This is a genomic window from Micromonospora sp. NPDC047730, assembly GCF_043204765.1.
Classification (GTDB): Bacteria; Actinomycetota; Actinomycetes; order Mycobacteriales; family Micromonosporaceae; genus Micromonospora.
In genome coordinates this window covers 219,703-238,747 of record NZ_JBIDCU010000009.1, presented here as the reverse complement: position 1 = coordinate 238,747, position 19,045 = coordinate 219,703, and the positions used below count along the sequence as shown (strand labels likewise).

17 protein-coding genes are annotated in these 19,045 nt (G+C 73.6%); 12 read left to right on the top strand and 5 right to left on the bottom strand.

The genetic code is table 11. The annotated features are described in order from the left end of the window. Positions 1-155 precede the first annotated feature (155 nt). The 3 genes from ACGF5G_RS22090 to ACGF5G_RS22080 all read left to right on the top strand — a co-directional run bounded on the left by ACGF5G_RS22090 (position 156) and on the right by ACGF5G_RS22080 (position 3,803). Complete coding sequence (locus ACGF5G_RS22090; protein WP_393265481.1) at positions 156-1,505, top strand: hemolysin family protein; 1,350 nt, start codon at positions 156-158, stop codon at positions 1,503-1,505. Beyond that, positions 1,502-2,566 carry a hemolysin family protein gene (locus ACGF5G_RS22085; protein WP_393265479.1) on the top strand — a complete coding sequence of 355 codons (1,065 nt, stop codon included), beginning with the start codon at positions 1,502-1,504 and terminating at the stop codon, positions 2,564-2,566. Before ACGF5G_RS22090 ends, ACGF5G_RS22085 begins: the two co-directional genes overlap by 4 nt. 316 nt (positions 2,567-2,882) lie before the next feature. Then, positions 2,883-3,803, top strand: coding sequence for a sporulation protein (locus tag ACGF5G_RS22080; RefSeq protein WP_393265477.1), 921 nt, complete (start codon positions 2,883-2,885; stop codon positions 3,801-3,803). 176 nt (positions 3,804-3,979) lie between these two features. Here ACGF5G_RS22080 and leuE read toward each other — a convergent pair whose 3' ends face one another. Then, on the bottom strand, positions 3,980-4,648 hold the full coding sequence (gene leuE / locus ACGF5G_RS22075) for a leucine efflux protein LeuE (RefSeq protein WP_350705081.1): 669 nt from the start codon (positions 4,646-4,648) through the stop codon (positions 3,980-3,982). Next, positions 4,645-5,889, bottom strand: coding sequence for a bifunctional pyridoxamine 5'-phosphate oxidase family protein/GNAT family N-acetyltransferase (locus ACGF5G_RS22070; RefSeq protein ID WP_393265474.1), 1,245 nt, complete (start codon positions 5,887-5,889; stop codon positions 4,645-4,647). The genes leuE and ACGF5G_RS22070 overlap by 4 nt, the downstream gene beginning before the upstream one ends. A 34-nt stretch (positions 5,890-5,923) precedes the next feature. On the opposite strand from ACGF5G_RS22070, the gene ACGF5G_RS22065 reads away from it, so the two are divergent. The 9 genes from ACGF5G_RS22065 to rny all read left to right on the top strand — a co-directional run bounded on the left by ACGF5G_RS22065 (position 5,924) and on the right by rny (position 16,311). Further along, positions 5,924-7,264, top strand: a complete 1,341-nt coding sequence (locus ACGF5G_RS22065; protein ID WP_393265472.1) for an aminotransferase class I/II-fold pyridoxal phosphate-dependent enzyme — start codon at positions 5,924-5,926, stop codon at positions 7,262-7,264. Between the two features lie 282 nt (positions 7,265-7,546). Beyond that, positions 7,547-8,251: a UdgX family uracil-DNA binding protein gene (locus tag ACGF5G_RS22060; RefSeq protein WP_357693765.1), complete on the top strand. Its 705-nt coding sequence runs from the start codon at positions 7,547-7,549 to the stop codon at positions 8,249-8,251. Between the two features lie 95 nt (positions 8,252-8,346). After that, complete coding sequence (locus ACGF5G_RS22055; protein ID WP_393265469.1) at positions 8,347-9,489, top strand: acyl-CoA dehydrogenase family protein; 1,143 nt, start codon at positions 8,347-8,349, stop codon at positions 9,487-9,489. Between the two features lie 107 nt (positions 9,490-9,596). After that, positions 9,597-10,979: an MFS transporter gene (locus ACGF5G_RS22050; RefSeq protein ID WP_393265466.1), complete on the top strand. Its 1,383-nt coding sequence runs from the start codon at positions 9,597-9,599 to the stop codon at positions 10,977-10,979. Positions 10,980-10,983: 4 nt separating this feature from the next. Next, positions 10,984-11,184, top strand: a complete 201-nt coding sequence (locus ACGF5G_RS22045; protein ID WP_350705093.1) for a DUF3046 domain-containing protein — start codon at positions 10,984-10,986, stop codon at positions 11,182-11,184. Positions 11,185-11,368: 184 nt separating this feature from the next. Beyond that, positions 11,369-12,415 (top strand): recombinase RecA, encoded by a 1,047-nt coding sequence (recA, locus tag ACGF5G_RS22040; RefSeq protein WP_088995380.1) that lies wholly within the window; start codon positions 11,369-11,371, stop codon positions 12,413-12,415. A 14-nt stretch (positions 12,416-12,429) separates the two neighbouring features. Continuing rightward, the gene (locus tag ACGF5G_RS22035) at positions 12,430-13,131 is read left to right on the top strand and encodes a regulatory protein RecX (protein ID WP_393265463.1); all 702 of its coding nucleotides are present in this window, start codon (positions 12,430-12,432) and stop codon (positions 13,129-13,131) included. Positions 13,132-13,179: 48 nt separating this feature from the next. Beyond that, the gene (locus ACGF5G_RS22030) at positions 13,180-13,893 is read left to right on the top strand and encodes a 3-keto-5-aminohexanoate cleavage protein (protein WP_393265460.1); all 714 of its coding nucleotides are present in this window, start codon (positions 13,180-13,182) and stop codon (positions 13,891-13,893) included. A gap of 651 nt (positions 13,894-14,544) precedes the next feature. Next, the gene (gene rny, locus ACGF5G_RS22025) at positions 14,545-16,311 is read left to right on the top strand and encodes a ribonuclease Y (protein WP_393265458.1); all 1,767 of its coding nucleotides are present in this window, start codon (positions 14,545-14,547) and stop codon (positions 16,309-16,311) included. Positions 16,312-16,416: 105 nt separating this feature from the next. Here the strand turns inward: rny and ACGF5G_RS22020 are convergent, their stop codons facing one another. The 3 genes from ACGF5G_RS22020 to ACGF5G_RS22010 are packed head-to-tail and all read right to left on the bottom strand — an operon-like array spanning position 16,417 to position 19,025. Next, positions 16,417-17,400 (bottom strand): amino acid ABC transporter permease, encoded by a 984-nt coding sequence (locus ACGF5G_RS22020; protein ID WP_393265455.1) that lies wholly within the window; start codon positions 17,398-17,400, stop codon positions 16,417-16,419. Next, positions 17,397-18,104 (bottom strand): amino acid ABC transporter permease, encoded by a 708-nt coding sequence (locus ACGF5G_RS22015; protein WP_357454096.1) that lies wholly within the window; start codon positions 18,102-18,104, stop codon positions 17,397-17,399. Before ACGF5G_RS22015 ends, ACGF5G_RS22020 begins: the two co-directional genes overlap by 4 nt. Positions 18,105-18,146: 42 nt before the next feature. Then, positions 18,147-19,025 carry a glutamate ABC transporter substrate-binding protein gene (locus tag ACGF5G_RS22010; RefSeq protein ID WP_393265452.1) on the bottom strand — a complete coding sequence of 293 codons (879 nt, stop codon included), beginning with the start codon at positions 19,023-19,025 and terminating at the stop codon, positions 18,147-18,149. Between the last annotated feature and the right edge of the window lie 20 nt (positions 19,026-19,045).

Here is a 19,045-nt window from a genome sequence, read left to right as displayed (position 1 = left end):
GACAGGGGGCCTTCGACGCACCTTCAGCGGGCGTACAGCCGGCGCGGATAAAATGGCTGCATGATCGACTCCTCTGCCCAGGAGGGCAGCAGTAGCCAGCCGGGTCCTGCCCGGCGTATCCCGACCCCGACGTCCCCGGGAGCCCTGAGCGACCCGTGTTGATCGTCGTTGGTCTCCTCTTCATCATCGTGCTCACCGCCGCCACCGGTTACTTCGTGGCCCAGGAGTTCGGTTACGTCACCGTCGACCGGGGCAGGCTCAAGCAGCTCGCCGACGACGGCGACAAGGCCGCCGCCCGGGCCCTGGAAGTGACCGGACGGCTGTCGTTCATGCTCTCCGGCGCGCAGCTCGGCATCACCGTCACCGCCCTGCTGGTCGGTTACGTCGCCGAGCCGTTCCTCGGCGCCGGGCTGGCCGAACTCCTCGGCGTGGCCGGCGTCTCCACGGCGGTCAGCCTGCCGCTCTCGGTCGCCCTGGCCCTGGTCATCGCGACCGTGGTGCAGATGGTCCTGGGCGAGCTGGCCCCGAAGAACCTCGCCATCGCCCGGGCCGAACCGCTGGCCAAGGCCCTGAGCCGCTCCACCCTGATGTACCTCAAGGTGGCCGGTCCGCTGATCAAGCTCTTCGACCGCGCCGCGGTGCGGCTGCTCCGCCGCGTCGGCATCGAGCCGATCGAGGAGCTGCCCAGCGGCGCCACCCCGGAGGACCTGGAACAGATCATCGCCGAGTCCCGCCAGGAGGGGCACCTGACCGCCGAGATGTCCACGCTGCTCGACCGGGGGCTCGACTTCCGCGAGCTGACCGCGGGCGAGGCCATGGTGCCCCGCGTCGACGTGCACACCGTACGCGCGCACGAGCCGGTCAGCCGGGTGGTGGAGCTGCTGGACACCGGCAAGTCCCGCTTCCCCGTGCGCGGCGCGGAGGGCGTCGACGACCTGATCGGCGTCATCGGCATCGCCGACGTGCTCGGGGTGCCCCCCGAGCGGCGCGCGACCACCCCGGTCAGCGCGGTCGCCGGCCCGCCGCTGCTGGTGCCGGAGACGCTGCCGCTGCCGACCGTGCTGGACCGACTCCGCTCCGGCCACCGGCAGCTCGCCTGCGTGGTCGACGAGTACGGCGGCTTCGCCGGCGTGATCACGCTGGAGGACATCGCCGAGGAGCTGGTCGGCCCGATCCGGGACGAGGACGACCCGCCCGAGCGGGCCCCGGCCCGGCAGGAGGACGGCTCCTGGGTGGTGCCCGCGCGCTGGCGCATCGACGAGGTCGCCGACAGCACCGGCATCGAGCTGCCCGAGGCCCCGGAGTACGACACCCTCTCCGGCCTGGTCATGCGGGAGCTGGGCCGGGTGCCCGAGGTCGGTGACCGGCTGGAGATCAGCCTGCTCGCCGACGGCGAGGACGGCGCGGTCGAGCCGCGCGCCCTGGTCGAGGTGCTGGCCGTCGACCGGCACGTGGCCGATTCGGTCCGGCTGCGGCTCGCCGAGTCCCGGGAGGTGTCCGAGTGAGTCCGGGCATAGCGCTGTTCACGTCGGTGATCCTGCTGGCGCTGAACGGCTTCTTCGTGGCCGCCGAGTTCGCCCTGGTGGCCAGCAAGCGCTACCGCCTGGAGCAGGCGGCGGCCGGTGGCGGCCGGGCCGCCCGGGCCGCCCTGGAGGGCGTACGCGAGCTGTCGCTGATGCTCGCCGGCGCGCAACTCGGCATCACGCTGTGCACCCTGGGGCTCGGTGCGCTCGCCGAGCCGGCGATCGAGCACCTGCTCAGCCCGCTGCTGCACGCGGTCGGGCTGCCGGACGCCGCGAGCCACGCGGTCGCGTTGGTCTTCGCCCTCAGCCTGGTCACCTTCCTGCACCTGGTGGTCGGCGAGATGGCGCCGAAGTCCTGGGCGATCACCGACGCCGAGCGCTCGGCGATGCTGCTGGCGTTGCCGTTCCGCGCCTTCGCGCGGGTCGCCCGGCCGGTGCTGTCGGTGATGAACGCCCTGGCCAACGCGATGCTGCGGCTCGTCAAGGTCAACCCGCAGGACCAGCTCGCCCAGGTGCACGGCCCCGACGAGCTGCGCATCCTGCTGGAGCAGTCCCGCGAGCACGGGCTGCTCGGCGTCGAGCAGCACCAGTTGCTGACCAGCATGCTGGAATTGCAGGGCACCACGGTGGCCCAGGTGATGGAGCCGTTCCACCAGATGGTGACGGTCCGCCGGGACGAGGACGCCGCCCGGATCGAGCAGGTCAGCCGGGACAGCGGCCGGTCGCGGCTGGCCGTGCTGGACGCGAACGGCGACGTCTGCGGCCTCGTCCACGTCCGGGAGGCGGTGCGGGCCACCACCACGGGCCGCAGCGTCACCGCCGGCGACCTGATGACCAGCGCGTTCACCCTGCCCGCCGCGGCCACGGTGACCGACGCGGTGGCGGCGATGCGGGCCCGGCAGTCCCAGCTCGCGCTCGTGCGCAACGGCGGCGGCCCGACCCGGCCGATCGGGTTCGTCGCGCTGGAGGACCTCCTGGAGGAGGTCATCGGCGAGTTCGACGACGAGACCGACCCGGTGCCGCGCGGCCGACGCATGAGGTGAGACCCGCGGGCCGCCCCCGGTGAGGCGTGGGGGCGGCCCGGCGTGGTCCGGCACGTCGGACCGTGCGGTCTTCGGCGAAGACCGCACGGACGTCCGCCAGGTCCGCAAGGCTGGAGGGACCGGGCCGGGTGCGCTCGTGCCGGTACCGGGTGGCGCTCGGGCCGGGGCCTGGTGACGCTCAGGTCGGTACCGGGTGGGACACGGGCCGGGGGCGGGTGGCGCACGGGCTGCGCGGGGTGACTCGCGCGCCCGATCGCGGCGAGGCCCGGTCCCCAGCGGGTCCGCCGGAACGCGGGATGCGGACGGGGGAGTGCGGGTGCGGTTGACCGGGGTGTCGCCGGAGTCCGGGTGGACCGGGCTCTCCGTCCGCACCGCCCTGGCCAACCCGAGCACCCGCCCCGGGCTGCGGCTGCCCGGGCGGGTCACGGTCATCGCCGGCTCGACCGACGTGCCGGTGCTGCACGTCCGGCTCGGCCTGGTCACCACGGCGGAGCCGGACGACCCGGAGGCGCCCCGCCGCCTGGTGCAGTTCCACCAGGCGACCCTCGCCGACGGCTTCGTGCTGCGGGCCGGGCGGGGCCGCACGATCCCGTTCGAGTTCCCGCTGCCCTGGGAGACCCCGGTGACCATCTTCGGCGGGGTGCCCCTGCTCAGCCTGCGGATGGGGCTGCGCACCGAGGTGGCGGTCGAGCCGCAGCTCGACCAGGGCGCGATGGTGCCGGTCTTCGTGCACCCGCTACCCACCCAGGCGCACATCCTGGCCGCCCTCGACACGCTGGGCTTCAGCCTGCGCCAGGCCGGCCTGGTCGACGCCCGGCTGCCGGGGGTGGAACAGACCCTGCCGCTGCACCAGCGGCTGGGATTCTGGGTGGCGCCGCTCTACGCCGGGCCGATCACCGAGCTGGAGCTGATCTTCATCGCCAACCCGGCCGGCCTGGAGGTCATCTTCTGGCTGGACCGGCGGCTGGCCCTGGCCGGGATCACCCACCAGAGCATCAGTCGATTCCGGATCTGGCACGTCGGCGCCGACCGGCGGGACTGGGTGGCGACGGTGGACGGCTGGCTGCGCGCGGCGATCAACCGGCACGCCGCGGCCGCCGCGCACGCCGACTGGTCCGCGACCATCGCGGAGTCGGCGCACGTCAGCCGCCCGCCGGACGAGCCCACCCGCCCCGGTTTCGGCCTGGGCGGCACCGCCGGCGGAGCCGGCATCGGCGGCTCCGGCGACGGCACCTGACCCCCCACCCCACCCCACCCCCGCCCACCCGCACTCCCGCCCCGCCCCACCCTCGCTCCCGCGATCTTGCACTTTGTGTCCCGGTATATCGGACTTATCGCCCGTAACGAGGGCCGAAAGTGCAAGATCGCGGGAGGTCAGGGCGGGGAGGGGGAAGGGTCGGAAGGGTCGGAAGGTCAGACGGTGGCGGTGGCGAGTTTCAGGCTGAAGCCGAGGAAGAGGGCGGCGACGCCGGTGGTGGCGCCGGCGGCGAGGCGGCGGCGCTGGCGGAACTGGGCCGCCAGGAAGGTCCCGGCGAAGATCAGCGCGGTCAGGTAGAGCGCGCTGGTGACCTGGGCGATCAGCCCGAGCAGGAGGAACGACAGCGCCGGCCACGCGTAGCCCGGGTCGACGAACTGGATGAAGAACGAGACGAAGAACAGGATCGCCTTCGGGTTGAGCAGGCTGACCACGAGCGCCTTGCGGAACGGGCTGCGCATCGCCACCGGCTCCGCGGCGTCGATCAGCCGCGGCGTGGCCGGGTCGTTGCGGTCGCGCCAGCGCCGCCACGCGCCGCGCAGCATCGTCAACCCCACGTAGCCGAGGTACGCGGCGCCGGCGTACTTGATCACCAGGAAGAGTGGCGGGTACGCCTTGAGCAGCGACGCCACCCCGGCGGCGGAGAGGAACATCAGCACCCCGTCGCCGACGAAGACCCCGCCGGCGGCCCGGTAGCCGGCGGCCACACCGCGCTGCGCGGCGGTGGAGAGCACGAAGAGGGAGTTGGGCCCGGGCAACAGCACGATCGCCACGGTGCCCAGCACGTACGTCCAGATGTCGGTGATGCCCAGCACGCCCGACATCATCGGGCCACCGGTGCCGTCCGGCGAAGCCTTTCCCGCAGCGCGACCTGTGCGTTTGGCCACTCGTCGACGGTCATCGAATACTGCACGGTGTCCCGCCACGAGCCGTCCGGGCGGAGCTTGTGCATCCGCAGCACCCCCTCGCGGGACGCGCCGAGGCGCTCGATCGCCCGCTGGGAGCGCTCGTTGCGGATGTCGGTGTGCCAGACCACCCGCACCGCGCCCAGTTCCTCGAAGGCGCGGGTGAGCAGCAGCAGCTTCGCCTCGGTGTTGATCCCGGTGCGCCACCACGGCCGGCCCAGGAAGGTGTAGCCGATCGCGACCGACCGGCGCTCCGGGTCCACCTCGTAGTAGGAGGTGGTGCCGACCACCGCGCCGGTGACGGCGCAACGCTGCACCCACGGCACCCGCTCGCCCCGGCGGTGGGCGGCCAGCGCGGCGGCGACCACCTCGGCGGTGCCGGCGGGGTCGGCCGGCAGCGGGCTGCCCAGGTGCTGCCAGACCTCCGGATCGGCGGTCGCCGCGTGCAGCTCGTCGGCGTGCGCGAGGTCGAGGGGTTCCAGCACCACGTGCTCCCCGCGCAGCACTGCCGGTTCCAGCCACGGCGTGGGGGCCGGCCGCAGGTATGCCGGCACCGGCGCGGTCACCCCGGCGTCCGGCTCGGGCAGCCCGGCGGTGAGCCGCAGCGGCACCACCCCGGCCCAGTGCGGCAGGGCGAGGTCGGCCTCGTCGTCGCGTACGCCGCCGGTGCGGGCGCGGACGGAGACCTCCCGCAGCGGCAGGGCCAGCACGGCGGTCTCGGCCAGCTCCCGGCGCGACGGCGGTCGGCTGTCGGCGCTGCGCCCGGCGCCGACCTTCTCCACCAGCGCGGTGAGCACCCGCGCCTTCTCCCGCTCGTCGGTGACCAGGTGCGCGGTGCCGTGCGCGACGACCGACCGGTAGTTGGCGCTGTGGTGGAACTGGGAGCGTGCGTAGACCAGGCCGTCGAGCAGGGTCACCGTGACGCAGACCGGCAGCCCGTCGCCCCGGGCGGCGAGCAGCGGCCGGCTGCCGGTGGATCCGTGCAGGTAGAGGGTGTCGCCGATGCGGACGTGCAGGGTGGGCAGCACCCGGGGCTCGCCGTCGACGGTGAACCCGAGCGCGCAGTGGTACGCCTCGTCGAGGACCGCGTGCGCGGCGTCGGCGTCGTAGCTCATCCGGTCCCGGGAGCGGCTGGCGGTGGTCCGGTCGGTGCGTGCGTACATGCTCCCGCCTTTGTTCTAGTACAATCTCTGATTTGTGTCAGCACGCTATCAGGTCACCGGCGCGACGGCCGTCGAGATTTCGGCCAGCATCGAGTCGGGCATCCGTTCCGCCGCCCTCGCCCCCGGCGCCGCCCTGCCGGCGGTGCGCGCGCTCGCCGCCCAGCTCGCGGTCAGCCCGGCCACCGTGGCCCGGGCCTATCAGGAGCTGCGCCAGCGGGGCCTGGTGGTCACCGCCGGCCGGCACGGCACCCGGGTCCGGCCCCGCCCGCCGGTGGCGGCCCGCCGCTCCGCGCTGCACCCGCCACCCGCCCCCGGCCTGCGCGACCTCTCCCTGGGCGAGCCCGACCCGCGGCTGCTGCCGCCGCTGGGGGCGCACCTGGCCGGGCTCGCGGCCGACGCCGGGCCGCCCGTCGGGTACTCGGCCGCCGGGGTGCTGCCCGAACTGGCCGAGGCGGCCCGCGAGCGGCTGGCCGCCGACGGCGTGCCGTCGGCGGAGCTGACCCTCACCGGCGGCGCGCTGGACGGCATCGAGCGGCTGCTCGGCGCGCACCTGCGCCCCGGCGACGCGGTCGCCGTCGAGGACCCGGGGTGGGCCAACCTGCTCGACCTGGTCGCCGCGCTCGGGCTGCGGCCGATCGGGGTGCCGGTCGACGACGACGGTCCGCTCGTCGAGGGCGTCCGGGCCGCGCTCGCCGCCGGGACCCGGGCGCTGATCGTGACCAGCCGGGCGCAGAACCCCACCGGCGCGGCGGTCTCCGCCGGGCGGGCCGAGGAGCTGCGTACGCTGCTCGCCGGCCGGTCCGACCTGCTGCTGATCGAGGACGACCACGCCGCCGAGCTGGCCCGCGTACCGCTGCACCCGCTCGCCGGGGCGACCCCGACGTGGGCCTTCGTCCGCTCGGTGAGCAAGCCGCTCGGTCCCGACCTGCGGCTGGCCGTGCTGGTGGGGGACGAGACCACGGTGGCCCGGGTGGCCGGCCGGGCCCGGGTCGGCGCCGGCTGGGTCTCCACCGTGCTGCAACGGCTGGTGCTGTCGCTGTGGCGCGACCCGGCGGTGGCCGGGCTGGTGGACCGGGCCGCCGCCAGCTACGAGCGGCGGCGCGGGGCGCTGGTCGACGCGCTCGCCGGCCACGGCCTCGCCGCCCACGGGCGCAGCGGCATCAACGTGTGGCTGCCGGTGGCGGACGAGACCAGCGCGCTGACCGCACTGCGCGACGCCGGTTGGGCGGTCGCGCCCGGCGCGCTCTACCGGATCGCCGGCCCGCCGGGGCTGCGGATCACCGTCAGCTCGCTGGACGACGGCGAGGTGGCACCGCTCGCCGACGCCGTCGCCCGCGCCGTCCGGCCCGCCGTGTCCTCCGGTTTCACCGCATGACCCTCTGGCGGCGACCTGTCGGTGTGCCGGGCGCGGGCGTGACCGGACGCCGGGCGGGTAAGCGCGGTGCCGGAGGTGGGCGACCATGGCTTCGTCGGGATCGAGGAGGGGCGTCTGGATCGCCGTCGTGGTGGCGGTGATCGTGCTCGTGATCGTGGTGATCGCGCTGGCGTCCGGCGGCGGCGACGGCGGCGGCGGATACTGACGGTTGGCCGCGGTGGGACGTCGTGCGGAGGCAGGGCGGACCGGCATCGCGGCCCGAACGGGTATATAACAGTCGACATGGCCGAGCAGACCGAGACCGCGCCGGGCGCGCAGCAGTTCATCCCGCCGCAGGCCGACACCCTCGACGACCTGCGCGCCGCAGCCGCCGGCTGCCGGGGCTGCGAGCTGTACCGGGACGCGTCGCAGACCGTGTTCGGCCGCGGCGACGCCGGCGCGCGGGTGGTCTTCGTCGGCGAGCAGCCCGGTGACATGGAGGACCAGAAGGGGCTGCCGTTCGTCGGCCCCGCCGGTCGGCTGCTCCGCAAGGCGGTCGACGACGCCGGGCTCGATCCCGGGCACATCTACCTCACGAACGCCGTGAAGCACTTCAGGTTCGAGTTGCGCGGCAAACGGCGCATCCACCAGACCCCGGACCGGGTGCACGTCACCGCCTGCCGGCCCTGGCTGGTGGCCGAGTTCGCCCAGTTGCGCCCGGAGATCGTGGTGGTGCTCGGCGCGACCGCGGCCAAGGCGCTGCTCGGCCCCACGTTCCGGGTCACCCGGCAGCGCGGCGAGCTGCTGCCCTGGCCGGCGTCGGCCCAGCACCCGGAGGATTTCCAGCGGGTACCGGTGGACGCGAAGGGCACGGTCGCCGACGCCCCGCCGGCCCGGCTGCTGGCCACCATCCACCCGTCCGCCGTGCTCCGCGCCGACGACCAGGACAAGGCGTACGAGGGGCTGGTCGCCGACCTCGCCGTGGCCGCCCGCGCCCTCGCCGGCTGAGCCGTCGCCGGGCCCCCGCCCTCACCGGCTGAGCCGTCACCGGGTCACCCGCCGGCCCCTGGGCAGGGCGGGTGCGCGGTGCCACACTGGCGGCCATGGATCAGCATCTCTACGAGCGCGACCACGAGGACTTCCGCGAGCTGTGCCGCGAGTTCCTGGACCGGGAGGCCGTGCCCCACCACGAGCGTTGGGAGGCCGCCGGGATCGTCGACCGCGAGGTGTGGCGCCGGGCCGGGGCGGCCGGCCTGCTGGGCACGGACGTCGACCCGGAGTACGGCGGCGGCGGGCAGCGGGACTTCCGGTTCAACGCGGTGCTGGCCGAGGAGATCGTCGCCGCCGGCTGCACCGGCCTCGGCTTCGGGCTGCACAACGACGTGGTGGCGCCGTACCTGACCGAGCTGACCACGGAGGACCAGCGCAAGCGCTGGCTGCCCGGGTTCTGCTCCGGCGACCTCGTCACGGCGATCGCGATGAGCGAGCCCGGCGCCGGCTCCGACCTCGCCGGGATCCGCACGAGCGCGGTCCGCGACGGCGACAGTTGGGTGCTCAACGGCCAGAAGACCTTCATCACCAACGGGGAGATGGCCGACCTGGTGGTCGTGGTCGTCCGCACCGCGCCGGACCAGGGCGCGCACGGGGTGAGCCTGGTCGCCGTGGAGGACGGCACCCCCGGCTTCTCCCGCGGCCGACGGCTGGCCAAGGTCGGGCTGAAAGCCAACGACACCGCCGAGCTGTTCTTCTCCGACTGCCGGGTGCCGGTGGAGAACCTGATCGGCACCGAGAACCACGGCTTCTACCACCTGATGGCCAACCTGCCCCGGGAGCGGCTCAGCATCGCGGTCGCCGCGGTGGCCGCCGCCGAGCGGCTGCTCGCCGTCACCCTCGACTACGCCCGCTCCCGGCAGGCGTTCGGCCGGCCGATCGGCGCGTTCCAGCACAACCGCTTCCTCCTGGCGGAGCTGGACACCGAGGTCACCATCGCGCGCACCTTCGTCAACCACTGCGTCGCGGAGTACAACGCCGGCCGGCTCTCGGTCACCGACGCGGCCAAGGCGAAGTGGTGGACCACCGAGCTGCAGAACAAGGTCGCCGACCGCTGCGTGCAACTGCACGGCGGCTACGGCTACATGCTGGAGTACCCGGTGGCGAAGGCCTGGTTGGACGGGCGGGTGCAGACGATCTACGGCGGCACCACCGAGATCATGAAGGAGATCATCGGCCGCGGCCTGGGCCTGTAGCGCAGCCGGGGGAGGGGCGCAGTCGGGAGGCGACCGGCTGCGGGGTGGCGCGCCGGGTGCGCAAGGATGAGACGGGCCCCCGCCCCTTACCGCCGAAGGAGCCGCCGATGGCCACCGACCTCGCCGCGCCACTCGCCGCGCCCGACGTCACGCCGATCCAGCGGCGTACCCTGCGGCTGCTCTTCGTCACCCAGATCGTCGGCGGGATCGGGGTGACGGTCGGCGTCGCCGTCGGGGCGCTGCTCGCCGCGGACATCGCCGGCACCGCCATGGCCGGGCTGGTGAGCAGCGCCGCCGTGGTGGGCGGGGCCCTGCTCGCGGTGCCGGTCACCCGGATCATGAACGGCCACGGCCGGCGGCCCGGCCTGGTCGTGGCCTATCTCGCCGGCGCGGCCGGCGGCGGCCTGGTGGTGTTGGCCGCCGTCACCCGCTGGATCCCACTGCTCTTCCTCGGCATGCTCCTCTTCGGCGGCGGCAGCGCGGCCAACCTCCAGGCCCGCTACGCCGCGGTCGACCTGGCCGAGCCGGCGCGACGGGGTCGCCAGCTCGCCCTGATCGTCTGGGCCACCACCATCGGCGCGGTCGCCGCGCCGAACTTCGCCGCGTTCGCGGACCGCACCACCAGCGGCTGGGGACTGCCGACGCTGGCCGGTCCGTTCGCGTTCAGCGCCGTCGCGCTGGCGCTGGCCGCCGGCGTGATCCTGGCGCTGCTGCGGCCCGACCCGCTGCTGACCGCGCGCCGGCTGGCGGCCGTTGTCGTCCCGCCGGTCGCCCCGGGGCCGGACGCCGTCGTCCCGGCCGCCCCGTCGCCGGACGCCGTTCCCGCCGTCACCCCGCCGCCGGACGCCGTCGTCGCGCCGGCACCGACCGGCCGGCGCGGCGTGGGCATGCGGGCCGCCTGGTCGGTCGTACGCGCGCGCCCGGCCGCCCGGCTCGGCATCGCCGCGGTGGCGGTCGGGCACCTGGTCATGGTCGCGGTGATGGTGATGACCCCGGTGCGCCTGCACGAGTGGCACGCCGACGCCGACGTGCTGCGGGTGGTCGGTCTCGTGCTGAGCCTGCACATCGCCGGCATGTACGCCCTCGCCCCGGTGGCCGGCTGGCTCACGGACCGGCTCGGCCGCCGGGCGGTGATCCTCGGCGGCGTCGGGCTGCTGCTCGTGGCGTGCGCGGTCGCCGGCACCGCCGGGCACCACACGGCCCGGCTCTCGATCGGGCTGTTCCTGCTCGGCCTGGGCTGGTCGGGGACCATGGTGGCCGGTTCCACCCTGCTGTCGGAGTCGGTGCCGGTGGGGATCCGGCCGAGCGTCCAGGGGCTCTCCGACCTGACCATGGGACTGGCCGGCGCCGCCGCCGGGGCGGTCAGCGGGTTTGTCATGGAGGTGGCGGGTTATCCGGTGCTCGCCCTGCTCGCGGCGGTCGCGGCGGTGCCCCTGGTGGCGCTAGCGTTGCGTCCGGTGCCGGCGGGCGCACCGGAGGAGGAGGACTGATCACGTGCGGCTGACCGACTTCTGGTCGCGGTTGGAGGAGGCGTTCGGCCCCGCCTACGCGGCCAGCATCGCCCGCGACCAGGTGCTCTCCCAGCTCGGCGGCCGGACCGTCGAGCAGGCGCTGGCATCGGGTGAGCAGGCGCACGTCGTGTGGCGGGCGGTCTGCGCCGCCTATCCCGACCGGGTGCCCGCGCGACTACGCTGAGCAGCCATTTCGTCGCTCCCGCGTGTCGCTTGCCGACTCGTACACCTGTTCGGCTATTGTCCACAGCGGGGTGCTCGTCCACAGCTCACGGCCCGTCGGCTGGTTTTCTGTCGGACCCAGCGCCTAGCGTGTCCGCGTGACGCGAAGCTCAGGAAAGACGCCGGCGAAGGCAGGGGTGGCAACGATGGCAGCAGGGCCTGACCGGGAGAAGGCACTCGACCTTGCTCTCGCTCAGATCGACAAGCAGTTCGGCAAGGGCTCGGTGATGCGGCTCGGGGAGCGGCCGGTCATCCAGACCGCGGTCATCCCCACCGGGTCGATCGCCCTCGACGTGGCGCTCGGCGTGGGCGGCCTGCCCCGCGGCCGGGTGGTCGAGATCTACGGTCCGGAGTCCAGCGGTAAGACCACCGTGGCGCTGCACGCCGTGGCCAACGCCCAGCGGGCCGGCGGCATCGCCGCCTTCGTCGACGCCGAGCACGCGCTCGACCCGGAATACGCGAAGGCCCTCGGCGTCGACACCGACGCCCTGCTGGTCTCCCAGCCCGACACCGGTGAGCAGGCGCTGGAGATCGCGGACATGCTGGTCCGCTCTGGCGCGCTCGACATCATCGTGATCGACTCGGTGGCCGCGCTGGTGCCGCGCGCCGAGATCGAGGGCGAGATGGGCGACAGCCACGTGGGTCTGCAGGCCCGGCTGATGAGCCAGGCGCTGCGGAAGATCACCGGTGTGCTCAACAACACCGGCACCACCGCGATCTTCATCAACCAGCTCCGCGAGAAGATCGGCGTGATGTTCGGCAGCCCCGAGACCACCACGGGCGGCCGGGCGCTGAAGTTCTACGCCTCGGTCCGGCTCGACGTGCGCCGCATCGAGAGCCTCAAGGACGGCACCGACGTGGTCGGTAACCGCACCCGGGTCAAGGTCGTGAAGAACAAGGTCGCCGCGCCGTTCAAGCAGGCCGAGTTCGACATCATGTACGGCAAGGGCATCTCCCGCGAGGGCTCGCTGATCGACGTCGGCGTCGAGCAGGCGATCATCCGCAAGTCCGGCGCCTGGTACACCTACGACGGCGACCAGCTGGGCCAAGGCAAGGAGAAGGCCCGCGAGTTCCTCCGGGAGAACCCGGACGTGGCCGCCGAGATCGAGAAGAAGATCCTGGAGAAGCTCGGCGTCGGGGTCGGCGCGGGCGACGCCGCCGGTGGCCCGGAGCTGCCGCCGGTCGACTTCTGACCGGTCGCTGACCCGTGGCAGGACGACGCGCCCGCACGGGGCGGGGCTGGGATGCCAGTCCGCCCCGCGCGGGTGACGGCACGACGACGCCCCGACCCCGGCGGGGTCGCCGTGGCCCCCGTGCCGAGGAGATCGACCCCGAGGCGCCCGCCGCCGCGCCGCCCGACGAGTCGGAGCTGGCGCGGGAGATCTGCCTGCGCCAGCTCGCCGTCCGGCCGCGCACCCGGGCCGAGCTGGCCGGGGCACTGGCGAAGCGGGGGATCTCCGAGGAGGTCTCCGCGATGGTGCTCGACCGCTACGACGAGGTCGGCATCATCGACGACGCCGCCTTCGCGCGGGCCTGGGTGTCCAGCCGGCACGCCGGCCGGGGCCTGGCCCGCCGGGCGCTCGCCAACGAGCTGCGTCAGCGCGGTGTCGACGGCGAGGTCGCCAGCGAGGCCCTCGGCGAGCTGGACGAGGAGACCGAGGCCGAGACCGCCCGCGCCCTGGTGGAGCGGAAGCTGCGGTCCGCCCGCGGCGAGCCGGACGCGGTCTTTCGGCGGCTGGTGGCGATGCTGGCCCGCAAGGGCTACCCGCCCGGCGTGGCGATCCGGGCGGTGAAGGACGCGCTCGCCGCGCAGAGCGCCGAGGCGGCCGAGTTCGCCGAGCAGATCGACGCCGACGCGCTCGCCGACGCCGAGGGCGAGCTCGACCGCGACAGCCGCCCAGTCGACTGAACAGCCGCTCCGTCGACTGAGCGGAGCGGCGGCCGGAGGGGAGGGTCTGTGCTCAAGGCGTGCCTCAACGGCGCCCGTGGGTGCGACGAGCACCCGTCGGTGCCGGTCACGCCGGCCGACCTGGCCGCCGACGCGGCCCGCTGTGCCAGGCTCGGCGCCGGGGCGGTGCACGTGCACCCCCGCGGCGCCGATGGCCGGGAGTCCCTGCACCCGTCGGTGATCGCCGCCGCGCTGGACGCGATCCGGGCGGCCAGCCCGGGCCTGCCGGTCGGGGTGAGCACCGGGGCCTGGATCGAGCCGGACCCGGCCGCTCGGGTGGCCGCCGTCCGGGCCTGGACGGTGCTGCCGGATTTCGCCTCGGTCAACGCGCACGAGCCGGGCGCCGAGGCGGTCGCGGCGGCGCTGCACGAGCGGGGTGTCGTGGTGGAGGCGGGGCTCTGGACGGTCGACGCGGTCGAGGCGTACAGGGGCTGGCGGGTACCGGCGGGGCGCGTCCTCGTCGAGTGCATGGCCGAGGAACCGGCGGTGGCGCTGGCGGACGCGGCGGGCATGCTCGCCGCGCTGCCGTCCCCGGCCGCCGGGCCGCCGCCGGTGCTGCTGCACGCCGAGGGGCCGGCGACGTGGCCGATCCTCGCCGAGGCGGTCCGCCGGGGCCTGCACAGCCGCATCGGCTTGGAGGACACGCTGCGGCTGCCCGACGGGGTGGTCACGCCCGGCAACGCCGACCTGGTGACGGCGGCGGTGGCCGCCGGCGCCCGCTGACTCCGCCCCGGCGACGAAGCCGCGTTTTCCGCACGACTCCGGACGCCGGGTCGTCGGGTCGAGCCGCGGCGGGCGGTCCGGCCTGAGCAGGGCCGATGGGTCGTGAGGCCCCGCTGGCTGCCCGGGTTGTCCGCTGGTGTCCGTCGTGCAGTGAGCGCACGGTGACGCGACAACTTCTCTCCGTTCGGGGGGTTTGATCATGAGTTCTTGACCAGACGGCCCCGGGAGACCTAGCCTCGCCATACAGGCTCACATTGCCCGACCAGCGCAGGCTAAGCGCACAACATAGATCGCGTAACGGAACAGCATCACTTTGGCCGACTCGTCGGCCGCTGGCGGCAGCTTCGGACAGGCCGGTCCGGGGCTGGCGCGACAACTGCACCCGGCCGCCGGCGATGCCCCGCGTGGGCACCGCCGACGGAACCTACCCACGGCCAGTCGCTCCGGTCGGGCGTCCACAGCCGCAGGGTGCGTGCCCACCGGCACCGTCGCTGCGGTCCCGACGTTCAGGGGAGGCGGCCATGGCGAGGCGGCGCAGGTCCACCGGGGTGCCGACATGAGCGGGCTGAACGTCGGGCCGGGCCCGCACCGGTCCCGAGCCGACCGGGGTGTGGCCGACCGTGTGACGGCCGTGCGGAACGGGGCGCCGGCATGAGCGGCTTCGACGTCGTGATCCTCGCGGTGGTGCTGGTCCTGACCGTGGTCGTGCTCGGGGCGGTGCTGCTGGGCGTACGGACGCTGCGCCGCCTCGGCTCGGCGCCGGCACCCGAGGATCCCGCCTTCATCGCCGAGAAGGACCGGCAGGAACAGTCCCTGGCCGCGCTGCGCAGCGCCGCCGACGAGGCCAACAGCACGATCGACGTGGCGAAGTCCGCCGCCGCGGCGGCCCGGGCCGAGGCGGCTGCCGCGAAGGCCGAGGCGAAGGCGGCCCGCGCCGAGGCACGCCGGGTGCTCGACGACGCCCGGGCGGAGGCCGACACCATCCTGGAACGGGCCCACAAGCAGGCCGAGGCGGATGCGGAGCAGCTACGGACCACGGCCCGGCGCAGCGGCGAACGCGAGGTCGCGGTCCTCGCCGCCACCACCCGGGAGCAGGCCGCCGAGGTGGAGCGGCGGGCGGCCCGGATGGACGAGCGCGAGCGGCTGCACACCGAGGAGGTGGAGCGGCTCGCCGAGCGGGAGCGCCAGCTCACGGCCGCCAGCGCGGCCCTGGCCGCCCGCGGCGCCGCGCTCGACCAGCGGGAGGCGGAGCTGGCCGAGGCGGAGGAGCAGCGGCGCCGGGAGTTGGAGCGGGTCGCCGGGCTCACCGCCGACACGGCCCGGGCGGAGTTGATCGAGGCGATCGAGGGCCAGGCCAAGCGGGAGGCCGCGCTGCTGGTCCGGGACATCGAGTCCGACGCGCGCAACACCGCCGAGCAGCGCGCCCGGCACATCGTCGTCGACGCGATCCAGCGGGTCGCCAGCGAGCAGACCGCGGAGAGCGTGGTCAGCGTCCTGCACCTGCCCGGCGACGAGATGAAGGGGCGGATCATCGGCCGGGAGGGCCGCAACATCCGCGCCTTCGAGTCGGTCACCGGGGTCAACCTGATCATCGACGACACCCCCGAGGCGGTGCTGCTCTCCTGCTTCGACCCGGTGCGCCGGGAGGTCGGCCGGCTCACCCTGGAGAAGCTGGTGCTGGACGGGCGGATCCACCCGCACCGGATCGAGGAGGTCTACGACCTGGCCCGGCACGAGGTGGAGGAGCTGTGCCAGCGGGCCGCCGAGGACGCCCTGGTCGAGGTCGGCATCACCGAGATCCACCCGGAGCTGGTCACCCTGCTCGGCCGGCTGCGCTACCGGACGTCGTACGGGCAGAACGTGCTCAAGCACCTGGTGGAGACCGCGCACATCGCCGGGATCATGGCGGCCGAGCTGCGGCTCGACGTGCCGACCATCAAGCGCTCGGCGTTCCTGCACGACATCGGCAAGGCGCTGACCCACGAGGTGGAGGGCAGCCACGCCATCATCGGCGCCGATCTCGCCCGCAAGTACGGCGAGAGCGAGGACGTCGTCCACGCCATCGAGGCGCACCACAACGAGGTGCCGCCGCAGACCATCGAGGCCGTCCTCACCCAGGCGTCCGACGCCTGCTCCGGCGGGCGGCCCGGGGCGCGGCGGGAGAGCCTGGAGGCGTACGTCAAGCGGCTGGAGCGGATCGAGGAGATCGCGGCCGGCAAGCTCGGCGTGGAGAAGGTCTTCGCCATGCAGGCCGGCCGCGAGATCCGGGTGATGGTCAAGCCGGACGACGTGGACGACATCGGCGCCGCCGTGCTGGCCCGGGACGTGGCGAAGCAGATCGAGGAGGAGCTGACGTACCCGGGGCAGATCCGGGTGACCGTGGTCCGCGAGTCCCGGGTCACCGAGATCGCGCGCTGAACACCTGACCCCCGGGCACCCGGGGGAGGCGGCCACCAGGCCGAGGGACTGCGAAAGGGCCGGCCCGGTTTCCCGGGCCGGCCCTTTCGGCGTCGTGGGTTCGGGTCAGTTGCCGCCCGCGCCGCCGCCCGCGCCGCCGCCCTCGGCCTGCGCGATGAGGGCGGCGGCCGGAGGCTGCTGCGCCGGGGTGCCGGCGGTCTTGCGGCCCCGGGAGAGCCGGTGCTGGACGTACTGGGCCAGCTTCGACAGCGAGTAGTTCACCAGGATGAACATCACCGCGATCACGACGTAGACCTGGATCGGGTTGTCCAGCACGCCGATGAGCTGCTTGCCGATGTTCAGGGTCTCCTCGTAGCTGATGATGAAGCCCAGCGAGGTGTCCTTGAGCACCACGACGAGCTGGCTGATCAGCGCCGGCAGCATGATCCGGAAGGCCTGCGGCAGCAGGATCATCCGGGTGGTCTGCAGCGGGGAGAGGCCGATCGCGGCCGCCGCCTCGGCCTGCCCGCCGGGCAGGCCCTCCATGCCGGAGCGGAGGATCTCGGCGATGACCACCGAGTTGTAGATGGTCAGGCCGATGACCAGGTACCACAGCGTGTCGAACGAGACGCCGAACTCGGGGAAGCCGCGCGCCACGAAGAAGATCGTGATGACCACGGGCAGGCCCCGGAACACCTCGACGCAGACCCGGGTGACCGCCGACAGCAGCACGCTCAGCCCGCGCAGCAGGTAGGCCAGCGGCGTGGCGACCCCGGTGAACCGGCGGCGGGTCAGGCTCTTGAGCTGGATCCGCAGCACCGCGAGCAGGGTGCCGACCACCAGCGAGGCGACGATCGCCAGGGCGGCGGCGGTCAGCGTGTTCTTGAAGCCGAGGCCGATCCGCTCCCACACCTGCGAGAAGTTCTCGTTGGAGGGGTCGAGCAGGGGCCCCCAGAGCTCCATCGAGAACTGGCCCTTGGCGTCCAGCGGCTTGTAGATCAGGAAGTACGCGCCCGCGAGCAGCAGCACCGTCGCGACCAGGCTGCTGACGAGGGTGATCCGGCGCTGCCGGGGGCCGGGGACGTCGTAGAGGACGGTCTGCTGGCTCATCGGGCCACCGCCTGCCGCTTCTCGATCCGGTCGAGGAGCGCGCCGAGGGGGACGGTCATGATCAGGTATCCGATCGAGATGCCGATGGCGACGGGGACGAAGGCGTAGCCCTCGGCCGAGGTGAGCTGGTCGGCGGTCTGCGAGAGGTCGCCGACCACGCCGAAGAAGCCGATCAGGGCCGAGTTCTTGATCATCGCGATGATGACCGAACCGAGGGGCACCACGGAGGCCTTCCAGGACTGCGGCAGCACCACGTACCGCAGGTTCTGGCCGAAGGTGAGGCCGAGCGACCGGGCGGCCTCCGCCTGGCCGGCGGGGACGGCGTTCACGCCGGACCGCAGCGCCTCGCAGACGAACGCGGCGGTGTAGAGCACCAGCGCGATCAGCGCGAAGCGGAAGTACGGCAGGTCCGTGTCGAGCCGGCTGAACACCGCGTCCAGGCCGGGGATGCGCAGGAAGTCCGCGTTGGAGCCGAGGGCCGGCAGGCCGAACGCGGCGAAGAACATCACCACGGTCAGCGGCATGTTCCGGAAGATGTTGACGTACGCGGTGCCGACCGCCCGCAGCGGCGGCACCGGGGAGATCCGCAGTACCGCCACGACGGCGCCCAGGATCAGGGCACCGATCGCGGCGAGTACGCAGATCTGGAGGGTGAGCCAGAAACCACCCGCGAAGACGTCGAACTTGTCGATGAGCACACTCACGGGTCGGTCTTCCTCCCCACCCTCCAGATCGAAGGAATTAGATCAGTAGCGGTTGACGGTCGGGGCGGAGCCCAGCTGGGCGCCGAACTTGCCGGCGGTGCCGTCCCAGGCCTTCTGCCAGCTACCGTCGGCGAACGCCTTCTCCAGCGTGTCGTTGATGAAGTTGCGGAAGGCGGTGTCCTCCTTCTTCACCCCGATGCCGTACGGCTCCTTGGTGAAGTTGTCGCCGGCCAGCTTGAAGGACGCCTCGTCCTTGGCGACGTAGCCGAGCAGGATCACGTTGTCCGTGGTGACGGCGTCGACCTGGCCGCCCTTGAGGGCGTCGCGGCACTTGTCGTAGGTGTCGAACAGCACCAGCTGGGTGGCGACGTCCTTGACGTGCTTCTTGATCTCCTCGGCCGGGGTGGAGCCGGTGACCGAGCAGACCTTCTTGGTGCCGTCCTTGAAGGAGTCCGGCCCGGTGATCGTGGTGTCGTCCTTCTTCACCATGATGTTCTGGCCGGCCTCGTAGTACGGCCCGGCGAACGCGATGCGCTCCTTGCGCTTGTCGTTGATCGTGTAGGTCGCGGCGACCAGGTCGACCGTGCCGTTCACGATGACGTCCTCGCGGACCTTCGAGGGGGCCTCGACCCACTCGATCTTGTCCTCGGGGATGCCGAGCTCCTTGACGATGATCTTCGCGACCTCGACGTCGAAGCCCTCCGGGTCGCCCGACAGGCCCTTCTGGCCGAAGCCGGGCTGGTCGAACTTAGTGCCGATCTTGATGGACTGGGCCTTGTTCAGGCGCTCCATCGTGCTGCCGGCGGCGAAGGACTTGCTGCCGGCGCCGGTGCCCTCCTCGGCGTCGTCGCCACCGCAGGCGGTCATGCCGAGCGCCAGGGTGGCGGCCGCGGCGAGCGCCGCTACGCGCGTGATACGCATACTCATCTCCTTCTTCGACG